This window comes from Caldimonas mangrovi, from assembly GCF_023721835.1.
Taxonomy (GTDB): Bacteria; Pseudomonadota; Gammaproteobacteria; order Burkholderiales; family Burkholderiaceae_C; genus Caldimonas; species Caldimonas mangrovi.
Genome location: NZ_JAMKFE010000007.1, coordinates 225,109 through 240,792 on the forward strand (window position 1 = coordinate 225,109; position 15,684 = coordinate 240,792).

Consider the following 15,684-nt stretch of genomic DNA (forward strand, 5'->3'; position numbering starts at 1 on the left):
CATTCACACCACAGAAGGAGAACCTCGATGCCCAAAATGATCTTCGTGAACCTACCCGTGCGCGACCTCGCCGCGTCGACCCGCTTCTACGAGGCGCTCGGTTGCGAGAAGAACCCGCAGTTCAGTGACCAGAACGCGTCGTCCATGGTGTGGTCCGACACCATCACGATCCAGTTGCTGACCCGCGAGTACTTCGCGACCTTCGCCACCCGGGCCACCGCTGATGCGCACCAGACCACCGAGGTGATGCTGGCGCTGACGCTGGACAGCCGCGCGCAGGTCGACGCCGCCGCCGACGCGGCGGCGGCCGCCGGCGGCCGGGCCGACGTGCGCGCCAAGATGGACATGGGCTTCATGTACAACCGGGCGGTCGACGACCCCGACGGCCACGTGCTCGAGTTCGTCTGGATGGACTTCGAAGCGGCAACGGCTGAAATGGCGGCTGCGCAGGGGCAGTAGGCACACATCCGCGCCACGGCCTCATCGGGCCTGGGTCAACGCGGCCTGAGCGCAGGCCGGTGCAAACACCTCCCGGGCGAAGTCCTCGGCGGTGGTCGGCTGCACGGCGACCGGCCCCGCCGCCACCGAGGCCAGCGCTGCGGTGGACAGCCAGCGGGCCAGCGCCTCGAGCTGGTCCGCTGCGTCGGCTGACAGGCCCTCCGCGCGCAAGGCCGCCTTCATCTCGGCGGGTGCCACCTGCAGGTATTGCAGGCCGGGGTTGCCGGTTGCGGCACCGAGTGCACCGGCCACCGCGCGCGTCGTCATGTGCGTTGGAGCGTGCAGCACCAGCACCCCCTGGTGCTGTGGTGTCACCAGCTCCCTCGCGGCCACGGCCGCGACGTCGCGCGTCGCCACCAGGGGAATCGGCACGTCGGGCGCTTCCATGCCCGCCAACGGCCCGCCGGCCGCCACCGTGGCGGCGGCCGCCAGGTAGTTCTCCATGAAGGAGCCGGGGCGCAGGTGCAGCAGGTCAATACCGTCGATCGCATCCAGTCGCCGTTCCTGGGCATGCAGGCCGACGATCGGGCCCGTGCCGGCCGGCAACTCGGCGCCAACGCTCGACAGGTTCACCACCCGCCGCACGCGGGCCCGGCGCAGCGCCTGTGCGACCGCCTCGCCGATGCGCGCCTGCGCCGCCCGCATGTGGGGCTCGGCGTAGCACGGCGGCGTCATGGTGTAGATGGCCGCTGCGCCGGCGAATGCCCGCTCGAGAAACGCACTGTCCGACGGATCGCCGATGGCGATCTGGGCACCGGCCTCTTGCAGCGGCGCCAGCGCGCCGGCATGGCGCCCGACGACGCGTGTCGCATGGCCGGCAGCCAGAAGGCGGCGGGCCAGTTGCGAGGTGATCTGGCCGTTGGAGCCGAGCAGGACGAACATGGCAGTTTCCTTGGAGTGGGTTGATGTGCCCGAATGATGCGCATCAACCTCGTTCGGATAAACCTCGAAACCGGGAAACGATTGTCCAGCGATACTTAACGAATGAACCTGACGCGGCTGGAAGCCTTTCTCACCGTCTGCGACGTCGGCAGCTTCACGGCGGCGGCCGAGCGCCTGGCCCTCACCAAGTCGGCCGTCAGCCAGCACGTCAGCACGCTGGAACGCGAACTGGGCGTGCAGCTGCTGCACCGCTCCACCCGCCGGCTCACCGTCACCGAGGCAGGCACCACGCTGCTGCGCGAGGGCCGCGCCCTGCTGGAACAGGCGCAGCAGCTGTCGGTTCGCACGCGCCGCCAGGCCGCGCAACTCAGCGGCGTGCTGCGCCTCACGTCGGCAGAAGACACCGCCGGCTACGTCGCACCGCTGATCGCCGAATACCTGCGCCTGCATCCCGGCATGCAGGTGGAATACCGCCCGAGCGACCGGCTGCTGGACCTGGCGGCCGAAAGCATGGACCTCAGCCTTCGTGCCACGCTCCGGCGCGATTCGAGCCTGCGCGCCGTCAGCCTGGCCGAGTTCGACGTCTGGTGCGTGGCAGCCCCGCAGTACCTGCAGGAAAAAGGGCACCCGAAGCGGCTGGAAGATCTTGCGTCGCACGCCTGGATCGCCTTCACGCTCATCCCGCACCCGTGGACTCTGCAGACGCGTGACGGCAAGCAATCAGTGCGGCTGCATCGAACCGTGGGCACCACCAGCAACGCCGGTGGGCGCGCACTGGCGGTGGCAGGGGCCGGCATCTTCGCCGCGCCTTCCTTCGTGCTGGAACCTGAAGTGGCGGCCGGGCGGCTGGTGCGGGTGCTGCCCGCGCTCAAGCTGCCGCAGGTCACGCTCTACGTCGCCTGGCCCGGCCGGGGCGAGCCGCCGTCGAAGACACGTGCGTTCATCGACCTGGCCAAGGCGCAACGTCGCCCGCGCGTTGCCCGGTAAGCGCGGCTTTCAGGAGGCGCCGGCGATCACTTCCTTCATCGCCAGCTTCAGCCGCTTGCGTCCTTCGGCGTTGGTCGTGCGCCATGCTTTCAATGCCATGGACAGAAACTGCTGCTCGGCAGCGTTCAGCCCCTGCGGCTCATGCTCCTCGTCGAGCCACCCGTTCGGTTTGCCACAGGCCGCCTCGATCTGCCGTGCCAGCTTGTCGCCGATGGGCCGGTTGCTCTTGATCTGGCTCCACATGCTCGGGCTCATCTGCAGCTTCCGGGCGTAGGCCTGCTCCATGCCCTTGGGGGGCACCCCGGCGCGCATCTGATCTTCGGCATAGAGCTGAAAGAGGCTCAAGACGTTTTGGCGTCGGTTGACGGTGATGTTGTCGGGCACGGTGTGGTGTCGAAGAAACGAGCATTCAAAGAAATATTGTCGCACCCGCTTGACGCTTAAGTGAAGAGTCTTTACAGTCCACCTCCTCGCTGCGGTGAAGTCCGCGGCGCAACGAACTGACGCAACCCACACTGAAGAGTTCATCGTGAAAACCGAAGGCCACATCACCCATCGCTTGCTGCCCCTGCAGGGCCAGTGCGCGTTCGTGCGTGCGGCACTTGAAGGGTCGAGTCTGGGCATGGCCGGGGCCGCCGGCACGATGAATGAACTGCATCCCGTCGAGAGCCGGCGACCGGCCGTGTCGCTGGGCCAAGACGGCTGGATGCATCCGGGTAAGGGAGGCGCGTAGACCGCGCACCCTCCACTCGATCACCTGTCGAGGCCCGGTTCCGCAAGGATCCGGGCCTTTTTGCTTTTCTGCCGCCTGGGCCTTCATGGGCCGGGGCAGCCGCGACCGATCGGCCATCGGTCACCGTGCTCCACCCGGGACACACCGACGGGCAGTGCCGCCGGAATGCTCTTTAACAAGTTGCCGCGAGCCGCCTGCACCACTGGGTGCAAGCGGGCTCGCACACGAAGCGGATATTGCTCAGCAGGGAAAGCGCGACCACGCCATGGTCGAGGCCCCGGGTTCAAGCCCCGGTATCCGCTCCAATGTCTCATTGCGGGTGTGCTTCGGCACAACGGCCGAGTACGTGCCCTCGAAAGCGCAGGGGCGGCCGGGATGTGCGTTGCGGGGACGCCCGCATCGTGCAGCGAGACGCGTTTCAGCGGGGACTCCCCCCGCACTCGCGCCGGAGCACAACCGCAATGAGATCCGAGCCCGTGTGGCCAAGCCACCACGGGCGCCAGCAACAGAAGCCCTCGTCGAGCTCACGCTTCGAGGGTGGAAATCGGCCGCAACGATAGGGCGGCACCGGAACCCGTCACCGGAAACCTCAATCGTGCTCCGTTGACTCAGTGGCCCGAGTGCCGGCCTGTCCAGCCGGAAGCCGCGGGTTCGAATCCCGCACGGGGCGCCAGCATTCACTGCCTCTTTAGCTCAGTTGGATCAGAGCACCGGTCTACGAAGCCGGAGGTCGCACGTTTGAGTCGTGCAGGAGGCGCCAGTTCATCTCTCGCGTAGCTCAATGGCAGAGCACCGTCTTGATAAGGCGGGGATCGGTGGATCGTTCCCACCCGCGAGGACCCCTTCGTCTCGGTGTAGCGCAGTCGGAAGCGCGCATGCCTTGGGCGCATGAGGTCGTCCGTTCGAGCCGGACCACCGAGACCATCCGTGTTGACGTGTGCTCAGGCGTGGCCGTAGCTCAATGGCGGAGCCGCGGGTTGTGGTCCCGCTGGTGTCGGTTCGATTCCGACCGGTCACCCCTGAGCGCATCGATTCAAACCGCAACGCCGCGTTCGTAGCTCAGTCGGCAAGAGCATGGCCGTCCGAAGGCCAAGGCCGGTGGTTCGAGTCCATCCGGACGCACCAACCCCATCTACAAGGAGTACAGCCATGGAGCTGATGAAAAACGTCCAGGGATGGACCGAAGGCGTCGAGGTCGACCACCAGGCGCTGAACCAGATCCGCAACATCGCCGGCCTGCCCATCGTGGCCGGCCACGTGGCCATCATGCCGGACCTGCACCTGGGCAAGGGCGCAACCGTCGGTTCGGTGATCCCGACCCGCGGCGCCATCATCCCGGCGGCCGTCGGTGTGGACATCGGCTGCGGCATGTGTGCCGTGCGCACGGACTTGAAGGCAGCGGACCTGCCCGAGAGCCTGGCAGCCGTTCGCTCGGCCGTCGAGTCGCTGGTGCCGGTGGGTTTCTCTGCGCACGACAAGGAAGTGAACCCCACGCACGAGGCCCCCCATGGCCGCGTGCTGAAGCAACGCATGGATGCGCTCTATGCACGCTTCGAGAAGCTCGCCATCCTGCAGGTGCTGGGTTCGCTGGACGCGCGCAAGATCTGGAAGCAGATCGGCACGCTGGGCGGCGGCAACCACTTCATCGAACTGTGTCTCGACGAGGCCGGTGCGGTGTGGGTGATGCTGCACTCGGGCTCGCGCAACATCGGCAAGACCATCGGCGAAGCGGCGATCGCCATGGCGCGCGAAGCGTGCGCCAAGGCCGGCGTCGGTCTGCCCGACCGCGACCTCGCCTGGTTGAACGAAGGCACGCCCGAGTTCCACCGGTACGTCGAGAGCTTGCAGTGGGCGCAGGACTACGCGGCGCTGAACCGCGACCTGATGCTGTTCCGCGTGATGCGCGCGCTGCGCGAGTCGCTGGGGCGCGAGTCGCTGGGGCGCGAGATCGGTTCCACCAAGGAGGCGATCAACTGCCACCACAACTACGCCACGGTCGAAGAGCATTTCGGCACCAAGGTGTGGATCACCCGCAAAGGCGCAGTGAGCGCGCGCGAAGGCCAGCTCGGGATCATCCCCGGCTCGATGGGCGCCAAGTCCTACATCGTGCGCGGCAAGGGCAACCCCTTGTCGTACTGCTCGTGCTCGCACGGGGCCGGCCGCCGCCACTCGCGCGGCATGGCCAAGCGCCTGTTCGACCTGGACGCGTTGGCGGCGCAAACCGCCGGCGTGGAGTGCCGCAAGGACGCAGGCGTGCTCGACGAGATCCCCGGTGCCTACAAGGACATCGACGCCGTGATGGCGGCCCAGGCCGACCTGGTGAGCGTGGAACACACGCTCAAGCAGGTCATGTGTGTGAAAGGCTGAAGAGCCGGCGCTGGTGCCTTCCTTCGGCCACCCAAGAGCTGAACGAAGAAAGGAGGAACCCCCGATGCATCAGCACGTCCTGCAACTGGACATCCAGGGCACGCCCCAGCGTTGGATCACGCTGGAACACGCGGCGCTGCACTACGCCACCGATGCGGTGGCCTGGGTCGACGGCACCGAGCCGCTGCGCACGCTGCGCGGCGGCACCAACGCCGCCACCGGCCGCCAGTCGCTGATCGACGTCCACCCCATCATCGCGCTGCGGGGCGTGGCGCGCATCAACCTGTTCGACGTGACGCCGTCGTTCGCGAAGCACAAGCTGTTTCGGCGCGACCGCCACACCTGCGCGTACTGCGGCCTGCAGTTTCCGGAACGGGAGCTGCAATGCGAACACATCGTGCCCGAGTCGCGCGGCGGCGGCTGGACGTGGATGAACCTCGTCACCGCCTGCGCCGCGTGCAACGGCCGCAAGGCCGACCGCACGCCCGGCGAAGCCGGCATGCCGCTCGTCTACCTGCCCTACGTGCCCAGCCGCTTCGAGGACTTTCTGCTCGAAGGCCGCCGTATCCGTGCTGACGTGCACGAGTGGCTGGCGTCGCGGCTGCCCAAGGGGTCGCGGCTGAACTGAAGCCGCGCGCCCTGGCCCAGACCTCCCGGGAGACGCCCATGGTCAACACTCCACCCTTTCAAACGCTGAAGGCGTGTGCTGCTGCCAGGCCGTTCGGGCACGGGATACGCAAGAGGAGCTGTTACAAAGCACAAGCTGTACCAGATCTGCAGTGCTAGCCTTTTCGGCTGCCGCCCCTTGGAGACACCACCGATGCCCAATGTTCGAACCGCGAATGCCGTCCGCCTGGAATTCGCACCCGGCGCTCTCGTTCAATCCAACCTGTCGGGCGCCGCCTTCACCGGCGACTGGCTCTGGGTGGCGGGCGACGAAGCCTGCGGCCTGGACCGGCTGCGCCGGCTCGCCCCCCTGGGGCGCGAGGTGTTGCGCTTCGGTGAGGCACGTGACTTCCCGCTCGCCGACCTGCTGGACCTGCCTGGCGACCCCGACGACGAGGCCGACCTGGAAGGCATGGCCGTGGCGGACGGCTTCCTGTGGGTGGTGGGCTCGCATGGCCTGAAGCGCAAGAACGCCAAACCAGACCGCAGCCACACTGACAACGCCAAACGGCTGGCGAAGGTGGCGCTCGACGGCAATCGCCGCCTGCTCGCCTGCCTGCCGATCGAACCCGATGCCGCCGGCGAGCCCTGCCTGGTGCGGCAGGCCCGGGACGGCCGCCGGGCGCTGCGCCTGAAGGGTGACGCCAAGACCAACCTGCTGACCCACGCGCTGGCCGACGACCCCCACTTCGGCCCCTACATGGCGATCCCGGGCAAGGACAACGGCTTCGACATCGAAGGCCTGGCCGTGGACGGCCCCCGCTTGCTGCTCGGCCTGCGCGGGCCGGTCTTGCGGGGCTGGTCAGCATTGCTGGAGCTGGCCGTCGAAGCCCGTGGCGACCACCTGCGGCTGGTGCCGCTGGACCCGGGCGGTCCCTTGATCCGCAAGCACTTCCTGCCGCTGGACGGCCTGGGCGTGCGCGACCTGCACTTTTTTGGCGACGACCTCTACATCCTGGCCGGCCCGACAATGACGCTGAACGGCGATATCCGGGTCTTCAAGTGGCCCGCCGCCCGCCCGTTGCTGGCCGCGAACCGCGAGCCGGTGCGCTTCGAGGCGGCGTTGACCGAGTCGCTGCCGTTGCCGCACGGGCCCGGCACCGACCGCGCCGAAGCCATCTGCGACCTGCCGCCCGAGTTGTCGGCAGGCAAGCCGAGCTGGCTCGTGCTGTACGACGCGCCCGGGGCCAAACGGCGGGAGGGTGAACACACGGTTTTCGGGGACTTGCTGCGCCGCGACTGAGAGTGCCGACCCTGGCTTCACGCCCGGCACGATCGCGCGCGCAAGCGCACCCCCCGTGTCGCCGGTGGCCATCGCGCGGCCGCCGGCCTTTCGTGATGCCAGCAATGTCGCAGGGACCCGTGAGACCTTGTTGGGCAGCTCGCGGGCTTGCTCACGCCAACCCCTCTTTTCGACAGTTCGAACATTCGGCACCTGCGCCGGCTCTTGCAGGTACGCCGCAAGCAGCGGCAACTCGTCGGCGGTCGGGTCGCCGACGAACTCATCGCACTTCTGCGCGGGCGCCTACGGGCGCCCGTTTTTCCTGGCAGCGTCTATGCGCTGCTTCTTCGGTGCCCCCGGATCGCCGTCGGGGCAAAACCGAACCGCTCGCGAAACCGGATGGCAAACCGGGAGGCCGATTCGTAGCCGACATCCGACGCGATGTGCGCCACCGAGCGGTCGGTCGACTGCAGCAGCGTCATCGCGAAAGACATGCGAACGTCGGCAAGCAACTCGTTGAAACTGGCGCCCTCTGCACGCAACCTTCTTCTCAAGGTGGCTTCGCTCATGGCAAGCCGTGCCGCCACCTCCGGCATCGTCCACGCTTCGGAGATCGACGCGGCAAGCAAGGCCCGCAGCCTGGACACCACGCTGGTGGCCCGAGGCCGCGAAAAACGAATGTTGGCCGCTGCAAGCCACACCAGCAGCTCGGCCAGCCTGTGCCGTGCCACGTCGTCAGGAACCACCTCTGCGGTGCAGGCCACGGCAGCGACGGCACGGTCCACCGCGCCGGCAAACTCGGCACCGACACCTTTGAGCGCGGCAGCGCCCGCCAGGGGCCGTGCCGATCGGCCTTGCGGCTCGTAGCGTTCAAGAATGGACGGGTCCCACACCACCCAGCGGGCTTCGAACAGCCCATCGCCCGAAAGCCGGTTCCACACGTCGAACGACTGGCCACCCGCGATGGCAATGGCATCACCGCCGTGGACAGCCCACCGCCGGCCCCCGGACTGAAGCGATTTGGCCCCGTGCCGCAAGACGATGAGCGCGGGGCTGTCGACCACCACATTACTGAACCTCAGCGCACTGCGCTGCACCACATTGGCCGTCAGCCCGACACCGGGCCGCACATGCAGAAACCTCGCGGCGCCGCCTGTTGCCTGCACAGCCTGCCGCCCCCCACGCTAGGACGGAACCCGATGGATGGCGCAAAGCTTGTTGCCGTCGGGGTCGCGAACATAGGCCAGATAGTAGGAGCCGCCCGCGTGCTCGCGCAGGCCCGGCGGGTTCTCGATGGAAGTGCCGCCATGCGCCACTGCCGCGTCGTGAAACGCGTGCACCCGCTCGGGCGAGTCGCACTTGAACGCGATGGTGCCCCCGTTCGCAGCCGTCGCCGGCTCGCCATCGATCGGCTGGGTGATGCCCAGGGTGCTGCCGTTGTGGCGGTAGAACAGCCGAACGTGACCTGAAGCCGCAGTGTTCCGGACGGGCGCACCCGCCCCGAGCACGCCCAGAACAGCGTCGTAGAACCGGATCGAACGGTCGAGGTCGTTGCTGCCGACCATCACGTGATTGAACATTGCTACTCCTTGCTCGTTGGGGTACTTGAGGTCGAGATCAGTATAGGAGCCGAACCTGAGACGTATGGTGCGGTTGCGTGCCAATTTTGGTGCCGAATCGATCAGCCAGCGAATACCTGGCGCTTCGCACCTTGCGACATCGGTGCGCCAGCAGCGCATCACAAGGTGCGTATCCAACGCAACATGCATCGATAGGCGATGTCGCCGGCTTGTCAGACGGTTCGGAATGATCGAAGACGTGATCGTGGTCGGCGGCGGACCGGCTGGTGCCGCCTGCGCGTTGTGGACCCATCAATTGGGCCTGCGCGTGTTGCTGCTCGAAGCCGGCTCGGCCGTCGGTGGACTTCAGCTCAGAAGTCCATACGGCAACCCATGGATACCGGGCGTGCAAGGCAAGACGGGGCAGCAGGTGGCCGCGTCGCTGCAGGCGCACCTGGAAGCCGCCGCTGTTCCGCACGCACTGAACTTCGCCGCGGCAGAAATCAAACGCAGCGTCGAGCATGTCGGTTGGGAAGTGTCGAACGAGCGGGCCACGCACGCGGCGCGCTATGTCGTGATCGCGACAGGCGCCAAGCCCCGGCGAGAGGGATTTGTGGAAAGCGACCGCGTGGGCATCGGGCCCGGCATCTCGATGGAGCGCCTCGATGTCGCCGGCAAACGGGTCGCCATTCTGGGCGGCGGCGACAATGCCTTCGACCAGGCCGCCTCTGCCAAGCGACGCGGTGCGCGCTGCGTCGACATCTATTGCCGCCGTGCTCCGCGCGCGCAACCCCTACTGGTGCGTCAGGTGGAAGCACGGTGCGTTCACATCGGGCCGTTCCATGCCGACCCGCTCAGCATGAGCGTCAACGGCGCGCCCTACGACATCTTCGGCGTGCAGTTCGGTTTCCAGGCCTGCATTCCCGGTGGCTTGCAGCTGCCATTGATAGACGGCTACATCGACGTCGATCGCCGCGGCGCGGTGCGGCGGTTCCCACGCCTGTTTGCAGCGGGCGAAGTCACCAACTACTGGCACCCCTGCGTCACGACCTCGTATGCCCACGGGGTGCAGGTCGCCAAGTCGATCCAGAACGAATTGCAGCTGGCCCACTCGGTGGCCCCCGCGTCGCCCGTATCGCTTCTGGCGCACGTGTCCTGAGCCCAGACCGGTTGCCGTCAAGACGAGATCGACGTGCCTCTTCAGCCTGCGAGCTTGTCGGCGGCGCGCTCGATCCCGTCGAGGACGCTGTCGGCCAATGCTTGCGGGAAGTCGGCGGGTAGCTGGGCGCGGACGGCCTTCACCACCTGCGGAGTGCGCTCGACCAAGTCGTCGACCACGAATTTCGCCGCGCCGCCGTCCGGCATCAGGATGCCGTGGCGCGCCCCCACTGCAAGCCAGTGGCGGCGCAGGATTTCGCCCATCTTCCAGTGGGCGTTTGTGGCGCGCACGGCCATGGCCATCTTCACTTTTTGCGGGGGGATCTTGTCCGCGCCTTTGCCCAGCAGCGGGTGGGCCGACAGCACGTCGTAGAGCGGCGTCAGCTGGTAGCGCCCGCCGGGACGCAGGTACAGGCTGAAGTTCTTCGCATGGCCATCGGTGGCGCACAGCATCCAGAACAGCACCTGGGCCTGGTAGAACGTTCGCCGGTCGTGCTCGCGGGTCATGGAGCCGTCCAGCAGCTCCATGATGGTTTCGATGCCGGGCCCACCATCGGTCTCGTACTTCGCAGAGGGCGGCACGCCTTTGGCCTGGCACGTATCTTCCTGCGGAAGCCGGATGAGACGGTCGTCGCCCTTGGGGCTCTTCCACCAGGTGCGGTCGAAACGTTCGACCGCCAGCACCTTCATGTCCTCGAACTGCCAGGGGGTGCAGTGGGCCACCGGCAGCCCGAACGCCTTCAACACCAGGGAGCACAACCACTCGTTCTCGACCGAATCACGCATGTCGAGCTTCAGCCCACCCACCAGGCCCAATGGCAGCTTGAGGATGTGCGTGGTGGGCGTGTCGCCGTGCGGTAGGCACCACCTGCCCTTGAAGTGCAGCAAGGCGGTCTTTTCCTGTGCACCGGCAATGGAAATGCGAAAGTCGTCGGCTTCGTGGTCGATGCCCAGGGGGCCCGGTGCCGTGGCCGCGCGCAGCAGGCGCGCGACCTGGGCATCGTTCAGAGGCTCGGCCTTCACCGGTTGCACGCCGGCCGGCACAACGCCTTCCGGCAGCATCTGCAGGGCGCCCACGCAGTCGCGGCCGATCTCGGCCAGCAAGGAGAAGGCGTCGGCAGTGCCCGTGCTGTAGCGACGCGCGATGCGTGCGCGGATGTCTTTGCTGTCGGGAAGCAGGTTGTCGAAGTAGGCATGCACCTTCTCGCCCCGATGGCTGGCGTTGCCGGGCAGAAAGGGCAGCGACAAGGACAGTGGGCGCCCTTGCTCGGAGGACACCCACCCTGGGTCGTATTCCAGAACGTCGCCGGCATGCGGGTTGAAGCGCCACGTGCCGACGAAGCTGCCGTTCATCCAGAGGCCCAGGGCCCGGGTGTGTGAGCGCCGGCCCATGCGTCACCAAGCCGGGCGGCCCGAGCGGGACTTGCCGGGCGACGTTCCTTGAACGTCTTCGCTGCGGGCCGACCGCAGCACCAGCTCGACGTCCAGGATGCTCAGCAACTTCAGCAGTCGCCCCAGGCTGGCGCTCTCTGGCTTGCGCTCAAGCGCCGACAGGGTCTGTTGGGTCACGCCCAGGCGTAGCGCCGCTTCGGCCTGGCTGAGGCCCGCGCGCTTGCGGAATGCCTTGAGCAGGTCAGGCAACTGGTCGATGGTGCGGACGGCAAAGTCGCTCATACAAGTCACCGACTGTATTTATGGTTTACAGATGCTATGTTGTATTCAGAACATACGCAAGATCAGTTGTAATCTAAATTTACAACTTTTGAGCTGTATATTGACTCGCCGGTCCAGCCCATTGCGGCCTGCAGCACCCTGTCGAGCTTGGCCAGACTCAATGTGTCGGGCACAAGCACCGTGCGCCAGATGCGCGGCTCGATGCGCTGCAGTGCCATGGTGAGTTGGTAGATGCGCTGAGGCTCAGTTCGGCGGGTCGATTTGCTCATGGGCCGAGGGTAGCAGCGACGCCGCCTGCCACCGATGCGGCAGCCACTGCGGCAAGCGCAGTGAGCTATCCATAGCTCGCATCGCGAGCATCCGGGGTCCGCAAGTGAGTCGACGCCGAATGGGCACACCCCGTCAACCTTGACAGGCTGGTGCCGTTGCGTCGGACGGCTGCGAGTGCAGATACTCAGCGGGCGAGATGCAAGACACCCTTCAATGCCTGCGACCCGCCCCCAGGGGCAAACGAGGCTGACCGCCTGGTCGCAGCACCTCAAAACGCCCTCAGAGGGAGACCCGGCCCATGGACAACCCGAACCTTCGAGCGCAGCAGACGCTCTTGAGAAGCACCGACCGCTACCGCTTCGCGGTGGCGAAGGCGATGCGCGACCATGATTTCTACTGGCTGGCCGAGCGGTTCGGCGAACACTTCTACATCCAATGGAAGATCTGCAAGGACCGGTTCACCAAGTCGAAAGGCGCCATCGAACTGGGGTCGCTGGAATCCGTGGTGAAGTCGGCCGTGGTGAACTGCAACAAGGAAAACCCTCACTACCCGCTCCAGTTCGTCGCGCTGCGCGGCGCTTACGACATCGTGTGCAACGGCTTGGGCCTTGGCACGGTTTTTCAAAGCAGTCAACTGACGGACCCGCTGCTGAACGAGATCGTCATCCTCAAGGCGAACAAGGTCTGCGAGTACGTTCGTGATACGCAAGGCACGGTCGTCAATCGCTATGTGTACCGGGCGGTCGGCAACGACCCCGGCAAAGCCTTGGGCTACCGCCAAAGCGGCATGTTCGCCAGCGGCGTGACCGACGCGACCCGCAAGACCGACTACTACGCCTACACCGAAGTCAAGGCGACCAAAGGCTCCAAGGCCGTGACGCGCTCGATGGCAGAACATGTCATGGGCTGGAAGCCGTCGATGTTCCTGTCGTTCACGACGATTGCCAAGGGAGCGTCCAACCCGAAGGGCGATGCCTTCGGCGACGTGATCGTCAAGATCGACCTGATGGAGCTGAAGACCCGCGGCATCACCTTCACCTACCTGGGCACCAAGGAAGGCGCGCTGCTGCTGGCCAAGGAAGTCACCGGCAAGAGCGGCGCCGGGAAACAGGCCTTCGAGGACATCACGCGGACCAAGGAAGTGCTGGTGGAGGGCTGGGTCCCCCCGGAAGCGCTGTGCTCGATCAGTTGCAAGGGCGAGATCATCTGGGCGAAGTCGTGAGCACGGTGTAGCAAGCACCGCAGGTGCTTGGGCCGGCTCAAGAACTTCGGGGGCATGCGGCCACGCATCCTGGATGCGCCAGGTTCCGTTCAATCCTGCACAGGGGATGCGCGTGCGTAGTTGACCTCGACGGCGAGCGCTTCGTCTCCGGTTGGCGTGATGTTGAACATGCGAATGTCCAGGTGCTCGGGGTCGAGCTGCGATATCTCGGTGCGCCAGCCCCAACGCTCGCCTCCGCGGCCGGCGCCATAGCTGCCCAGCGCACCGAAGCGTCCGTCCTTGACCCCACCGGTGCTGAACATGATCGACGTGCCGGTGCCGAAGCTTTCGCCCCAGGCGCATTCGAAGGCGTTGTCGTCGAGGTGGTAGCCCCACAGCGCGACACCCTCGAAGCGCTCGCCGCTGCAGCGGCCCTCGTATTCATGCAGAAGGAACCGGCCGCCGCCGACCACCCGGATGCGCCCGCGCTGCGCCGACTCATCGGCCAACTTTCCGGGCTCGAACCAGAGCCGGAAACGGCCTTCCCAATCGCCGGCCATCGCAGCCAACCGGTGATGCATTCCACCGGGGGCGGCGGAACGCTCAAAGGCCTCTTTGCTCATCGGGTCTCCTCTCGTGACTTGTGCGCCGTCACAGCACACCCATCGACTTCCAGAGGTGCCATCGTAACGGTGGGCACACTACTGCGGCGTGCATTTGAAGATCACCCTCCGTTGCTGCGTTCCGCGGTCTGAAGAACGGCCGCCGCGCTTTTCACGGCCCTGTCGCAATACCGTCCGCGACACGCCGTCGCGCGGACACAGCCCTCACTCCGCTTGGCCCGGCGGCTCGCGGCTTACCTGCTCCCAACGCAGCCCGAACCGCAGCAGGTACTTGCGCAGCCGGTCCGCGTCGTTGACCACCGAGCGCGTTTGCCGGCTCACCTGGAAGAGCCGGCGCCCCGCTTCGGACAAGGAGGTTGACGCTTTGCACACGCGCACCACGGCCTCCAACTGAAGGCGGTCGAACAGGTCGATCGCTTCCAGTGCTTCAGCGTCGAGCAGTTCCAGCCCGTCTTCACCGGCCACCGGCTTCTCCCCGCGGCGCCAGAGCCACTTCAGCCGCTGGATCTCCGCGTCGACCAGTGGTGCTGAAATCCGCCCGCCCTCTGCCAAGGTGGACAACCGTGTGACGCTGGCCGCCAGGTCCCGGAAGTTCCCATGCCATGGCGCCTCCGCGGACTGGGCGAACTTGAGGAACCTGGCCTTCGCCTCGGCACTGAATCGCACCGCACGCCCCGACTCCTGGCTCGCAAGCTGCAGCAGGTGCTCGACGTTCGGCTCGATGTCCTCGGGCCGTTCCCGCAAGCCGGGCAGGTTGTAGGTCCACAGGTTGATCCGCGAGAACAGGTCGTCGCGGAAGCGGCCCTGCGCCACCTCCTGCCGCAGGTCTCGGTTGGTGCCGGCGACGAGCTGGAAGTCGCTTTCCACATCCCGATCGGCACCCACCGGGAGAAATCGCTTCTCTTCGATCGCCTTCAGCAGCATGGCCTGCTCGTCGAGGCCGAGCTCGCCGATTTCGTCGAGGAACAGCAGGCCGTTGTGCGCCGTGCGCAGCAGGCCGGGGCGGTCGGCGGTGGCACCGGTGAACGAGCCCTTCTTGTGGCCGAACAACGTGGAGGCCGCACCGTCACCCCGCAGGGTGGCGCAGTTCACTTCGACGAACAGGCCCTCCAGCTGGTGCCTCGCCTTCTTCAGCTCGTACATCCGACGCGCGAGGAAGGACTTGCCGGCGCCCGTGGGCCCGACCAGCAGGATCGGCGCGCGTGAGCGAACCGCCACCCGCTCCACCTCCTCGATCAATGCATTGAACCGTGGGTTGCGGGTGGCAATGCCGCTCTTGAGGAAGGCCACCGCGTCCCGCCGCTCGGCCTGGAAACGCTGTGCGATCCGGTCGTAGCGCGAGAGGTCAAGGTCGATCAGCGTCATCGAGCCCGGCTCGCCTTCTCGCTGCCTCTTCGGTGGGGCGGTCTGCAGCAACACGCCGGGGATGAACCGCGCCTCGACCAGCAGGAACATGCAGATCTGCGCGACATGGGTGCCCGTGGTGATGTGGGCCCAGTACTGCTCCTTCGCCGTGTCGAAGTGGTAGCCCTTGACCCAATCGAACAGCGTCGCGTAGACCTCGCCGAAATCCCACGGGTCCAGCAGCTTGAGCTCGACCAAGTTGACGGCGGTCTCGGGCGACACGCTGGCGATGTCGGCTTTCAGCTGCTCGGCCAGCTCCAGGTGGCGTGGCGTGAAGAGCAGCTCGAGGCGATGCACCACGACGTCGGGGTGCTGTACCAGCGATACCGTGGGGCGCCACTTCTCCCACCGGCCAGCGCCTTTGCCGCCGTCCAGCTGCGTGCCGATGAATCCGACAACGACATTCTTCATGCTATCCGTTTAGATACATAACTAGCTTC

17 protein-coding genes and 7 tRNA genes are annotated in these 15,684 nt (G+C 66.5%); 15 read left to right on the plus strand and 9 right to left on the minus strand.

Annotation, left to right across the window (positions count from 1 at the left end; translation table 11 throughout):
- Positions 1 to 27 precede the first annotated feature (27 nt).
- Complete coding sequence (locus M8A51_RS13895; RefSeq protein ID WP_251779073.1) at positions 28 to 459, plus strand: VOC family protein; 432 nt, start codon at positions 28 to 30, stop codon at positions 457 to 459.
- Between the two features lie 21 nt (positions 460 to 480).
- Here M8A51_RS13895 and M8A51_RS13900 read toward each other — a convergent pair whose 3' ends face one another.
- Positions 481 to 1,380 carry an NmrA family NAD(P)-binding protein gene (locus M8A51_RS13900; protein ID WP_251779074.1) on the minus strand — a complete coding sequence of 300 codons (900 nt, stop codon included), beginning with the start codon at positions 1,378 to 1,380 and terminating at the stop codon, positions 481 to 483.
- A 102-nt stretch (positions 1,381 to 1,482) separates the two neighbouring features.
- Here M8A51_RS13900 and M8A51_RS13905 point away from each other — a divergent pair, with 102 nt between their 5' ends.
- Positions 1,483 to 2,367: a LysR family transcriptional regulator gene (locus M8A51_RS13905; protein ID WP_251779075.1), complete on the plus strand. Its 885-nt coding sequence runs from the start codon at positions 1,483 to 1,485 to the stop codon at positions 2,365 to 2,367.
- A 9-nt stretch (positions 2,368 to 2,376) separates the two neighbouring features.
- Here M8A51_RS13905 and M8A51_RS13910 read toward each other — a convergent pair whose 3' ends face one another.
- Complete coding sequence (locus M8A51_RS13910) at positions 2,377 to 2,751, minus strand: hypothetical protein (RefSeq protein WP_251779076.1); 375 nt, start codon at positions 2,749 to 2,751, stop codon at positions 2,377 to 2,379.
- Between the two features lie 145 nt (positions 2,752 to 2,896).
- On the opposite strand from M8A51_RS13910, the gene M8A51_RS13915 reads away from it, so the two are divergent.
- From M8A51_RS13915 to M8A51_RS13965, 11 genes are all read left to right on the plus strand, one after another.
- Positions 2,897 to 3,100, plus strand: coding sequence for a hypothetical protein (locus tag M8A51_RS13915; RefSeq protein WP_251779077.1), 204 nt, complete (start codon positions 2,897 to 2,899; stop codon positions 3,098 to 3,100).
- Positions 3,101 to 3,329: 229 nt separating this feature from the next.
- Positions 3,330 to 3,405, plus strand: a tRNA-Gly gene (locus tag M8A51_RS13920).
- Between the two features lie 292 nt (positions 3,406 to 3,697).
- A tRNA-Asp gene (locus tag M8A51_RS13925) sits at positions 3,698 to 3,773 on the plus strand.
- A gap of 9 nt (positions 3,774 to 3,782) precedes the next feature.
- Positions 3,783 to 3,860: transfer RNA gene (locus M8A51_RS13930), tRNA-Arg, on the plus strand.
- A 7-nt stretch (positions 3,861 to 3,867) separates the two neighbouring features.
- Positions 3,868 to 3,939: transfer RNA gene (locus tag M8A51_RS13935), tRNA-Ile, on the plus strand.
- A gap of 9 nt (positions 3,940 to 3,948) precedes the next feature.
- Positions 3,949 to 4,024, plus strand: a tRNA-Pro gene (locus M8A51_RS13940).
- A gap of 23 nt (positions 4,025 to 4,047) precedes the next feature.
- Positions 4,048 to 4,118, plus strand: a tRNA-His gene (locus M8A51_RS13945).
- Between the two features lie 30 nt (positions 4,119 to 4,148).
- Positions 4,149 to 4,225 (plus strand) — tRNA-Arg (locus M8A51_RS13950).
- Positions 4,226 to 4,249: 24 nt separating this feature from the next.
- On the plus strand, positions 4,250 to 5,467 hold the full coding sequence (locus M8A51_RS13955) for an RtcB family protein (RefSeq protein ID WP_251779078.1): 1,218 nt from the start codon (positions 4,250 to 4,252) through the stop codon (positions 5,465 to 5,467).
- A 64-nt stretch (positions 5,468 to 5,531) separates the two neighbouring features.
- The gene (locus M8A51_RS13960; RefSeq protein ID WP_251779079.1) at positions 5,532 to 6,095 is read left to right on the plus strand and encodes an HNH endonuclease; all 564 of its coding nucleotides are present in this window, start codon (positions 5,532 to 5,534) and stop codon (positions 6,093 to 6,095) included.
- A 192-nt stretch (positions 6,096 to 6,287) separates the two neighbouring features.
- Positions 6,288 to 7,376 carry a DUF3616 domain-containing protein gene (locus M8A51_RS13965; protein ID WP_251779080.1) on the plus strand — a complete coding sequence of 363 codons (1,089 nt, stop codon included), beginning with the start codon at positions 6,288 to 6,290 and terminating at the stop codon, positions 7,374 to 7,376.
- A gap of 311 nt (positions 7,377 to 7,687) precedes the next feature.
- On the opposite strand, the gene M8A51_RS26555 is transcribed toward M8A51_RS13965, so the two are convergent.
- Together M8A51_RS26555 and M8A51_RS13975 are read right to left on the minus strand one after the other, a co-directional pair.
- On the minus strand, positions 7,688 to 8,485 hold the full coding sequence (locus M8A51_RS26555; RefSeq protein WP_251779081.1) for a helix-turn-helix transcriptional regulator: 798 nt from the start codon (positions 8,483 to 8,485) through the stop codon (positions 7,688 to 7,690).
- Between the two features lie 54 nt (positions 8,486 to 8,539).
- The gene (locus tag M8A51_RS13975) at positions 8,540 to 8,935 is read right to left on the minus strand and encodes a VOC family protein (protein ID WP_251779082.1); all 396 of its coding nucleotides are present in this window, start codon (positions 8,933 to 8,935) and stop codon (positions 8,540 to 8,542) included.
- A 64-nt stretch (positions 8,936 to 8,999) separates the two neighbouring features.
- Between M8A51_RS13975 and M8A51_RS13980 the strand changes: the two genes are divergently transcribed.
- Positions 9,000 to 10,073, plus strand: a complete 1,074-nt coding sequence (locus tag M8A51_RS13980) for an FAD-dependent oxidoreductase (protein WP_251779083.1) — start codon at positions 9,000 to 9,002, stop codon at positions 10,071 to 10,073.
- A 41-nt stretch (positions 10,074 to 10,114) separates the two neighbouring features.
- Here M8A51_RS13980 and M8A51_RS13985 read toward each other — a convergent pair whose 3' ends face one another.
- The 3 genes from M8A51_RS13985 to M8A51_RS13995 form a co-directional block, all read right to left on the minus strand.
- Complete coding sequence (locus M8A51_RS13985; RefSeq protein ID WP_251779084.1) at positions 10,115 to 11,464, minus strand: type II toxin-antitoxin system HipA family toxin; 1,350 nt, start codon at positions 11,462 to 11,464, stop codon at positions 10,115 to 10,117.
- 3 nt (positions 11,465 to 11,467) lie between these two features.
- Entirely contained in the window at positions 11,468 to 11,746 is a 279-nt protein-coding gene (locus M8A51_RS13990) for a helix-turn-helix transcriptional regulator (protein ID WP_251779085.1), read from the minus strand.
- A 62-nt stretch (positions 11,747 to 11,808) separates the two neighbouring features.
- Positions 11,809 to 12,015, minus strand: a complete 207-nt coding sequence (locus M8A51_RS13995) for a plasmid pRiA4b ORF-3 family protein (RefSeq protein WP_251779086.1) — start codon at positions 12,013 to 12,015, stop codon at positions 11,809 to 11,811.
- A 335-nt stretch (positions 12,016 to 12,350) separates the two neighbouring features.
- On the opposite strand from M8A51_RS13995, the gene M8A51_RS14000 reads away from it, so the two are divergent.
- A complete protein-coding gene (locus M8A51_RS14000) occupies positions 12,351 to 13,238 on the plus strand; it encodes a hypothetical protein (protein ID WP_251779087.1) in 888 nt (295 codons plus the stop codon).
- A gap of 89 nt (positions 13,239 to 13,327) precedes the next feature.
- On the opposite strand, the gene M8A51_RS14005 is transcribed toward M8A51_RS14000, so the two are convergent.
- Both M8A51_RS14005 and rtcR read right to left on the minus strand, forming a co-directional pair.
- Positions 13,328 to 13,840, minus strand: a complete 513-nt coding sequence (locus M8A51_RS14005; RefSeq protein WP_251779088.1) for a DUF1579 family protein — start codon at positions 13,838 to 13,840, stop codon at positions 13,328 to 13,330.
- A 204-nt stretch (positions 13,841 to 14,044) separates the two neighbouring features.
- Entirely contained in the window at positions 14,045 to 15,655 is a 1,611-nt protein-coding gene (rtcR, locus tag M8A51_RS14010) for an RNA repair transcriptional activator RtcR (RefSeq protein ID WP_251779089.1), read from the minus strand.
- Positions 15,656 to 15,684: the final 29 nt, after the last annotated feature.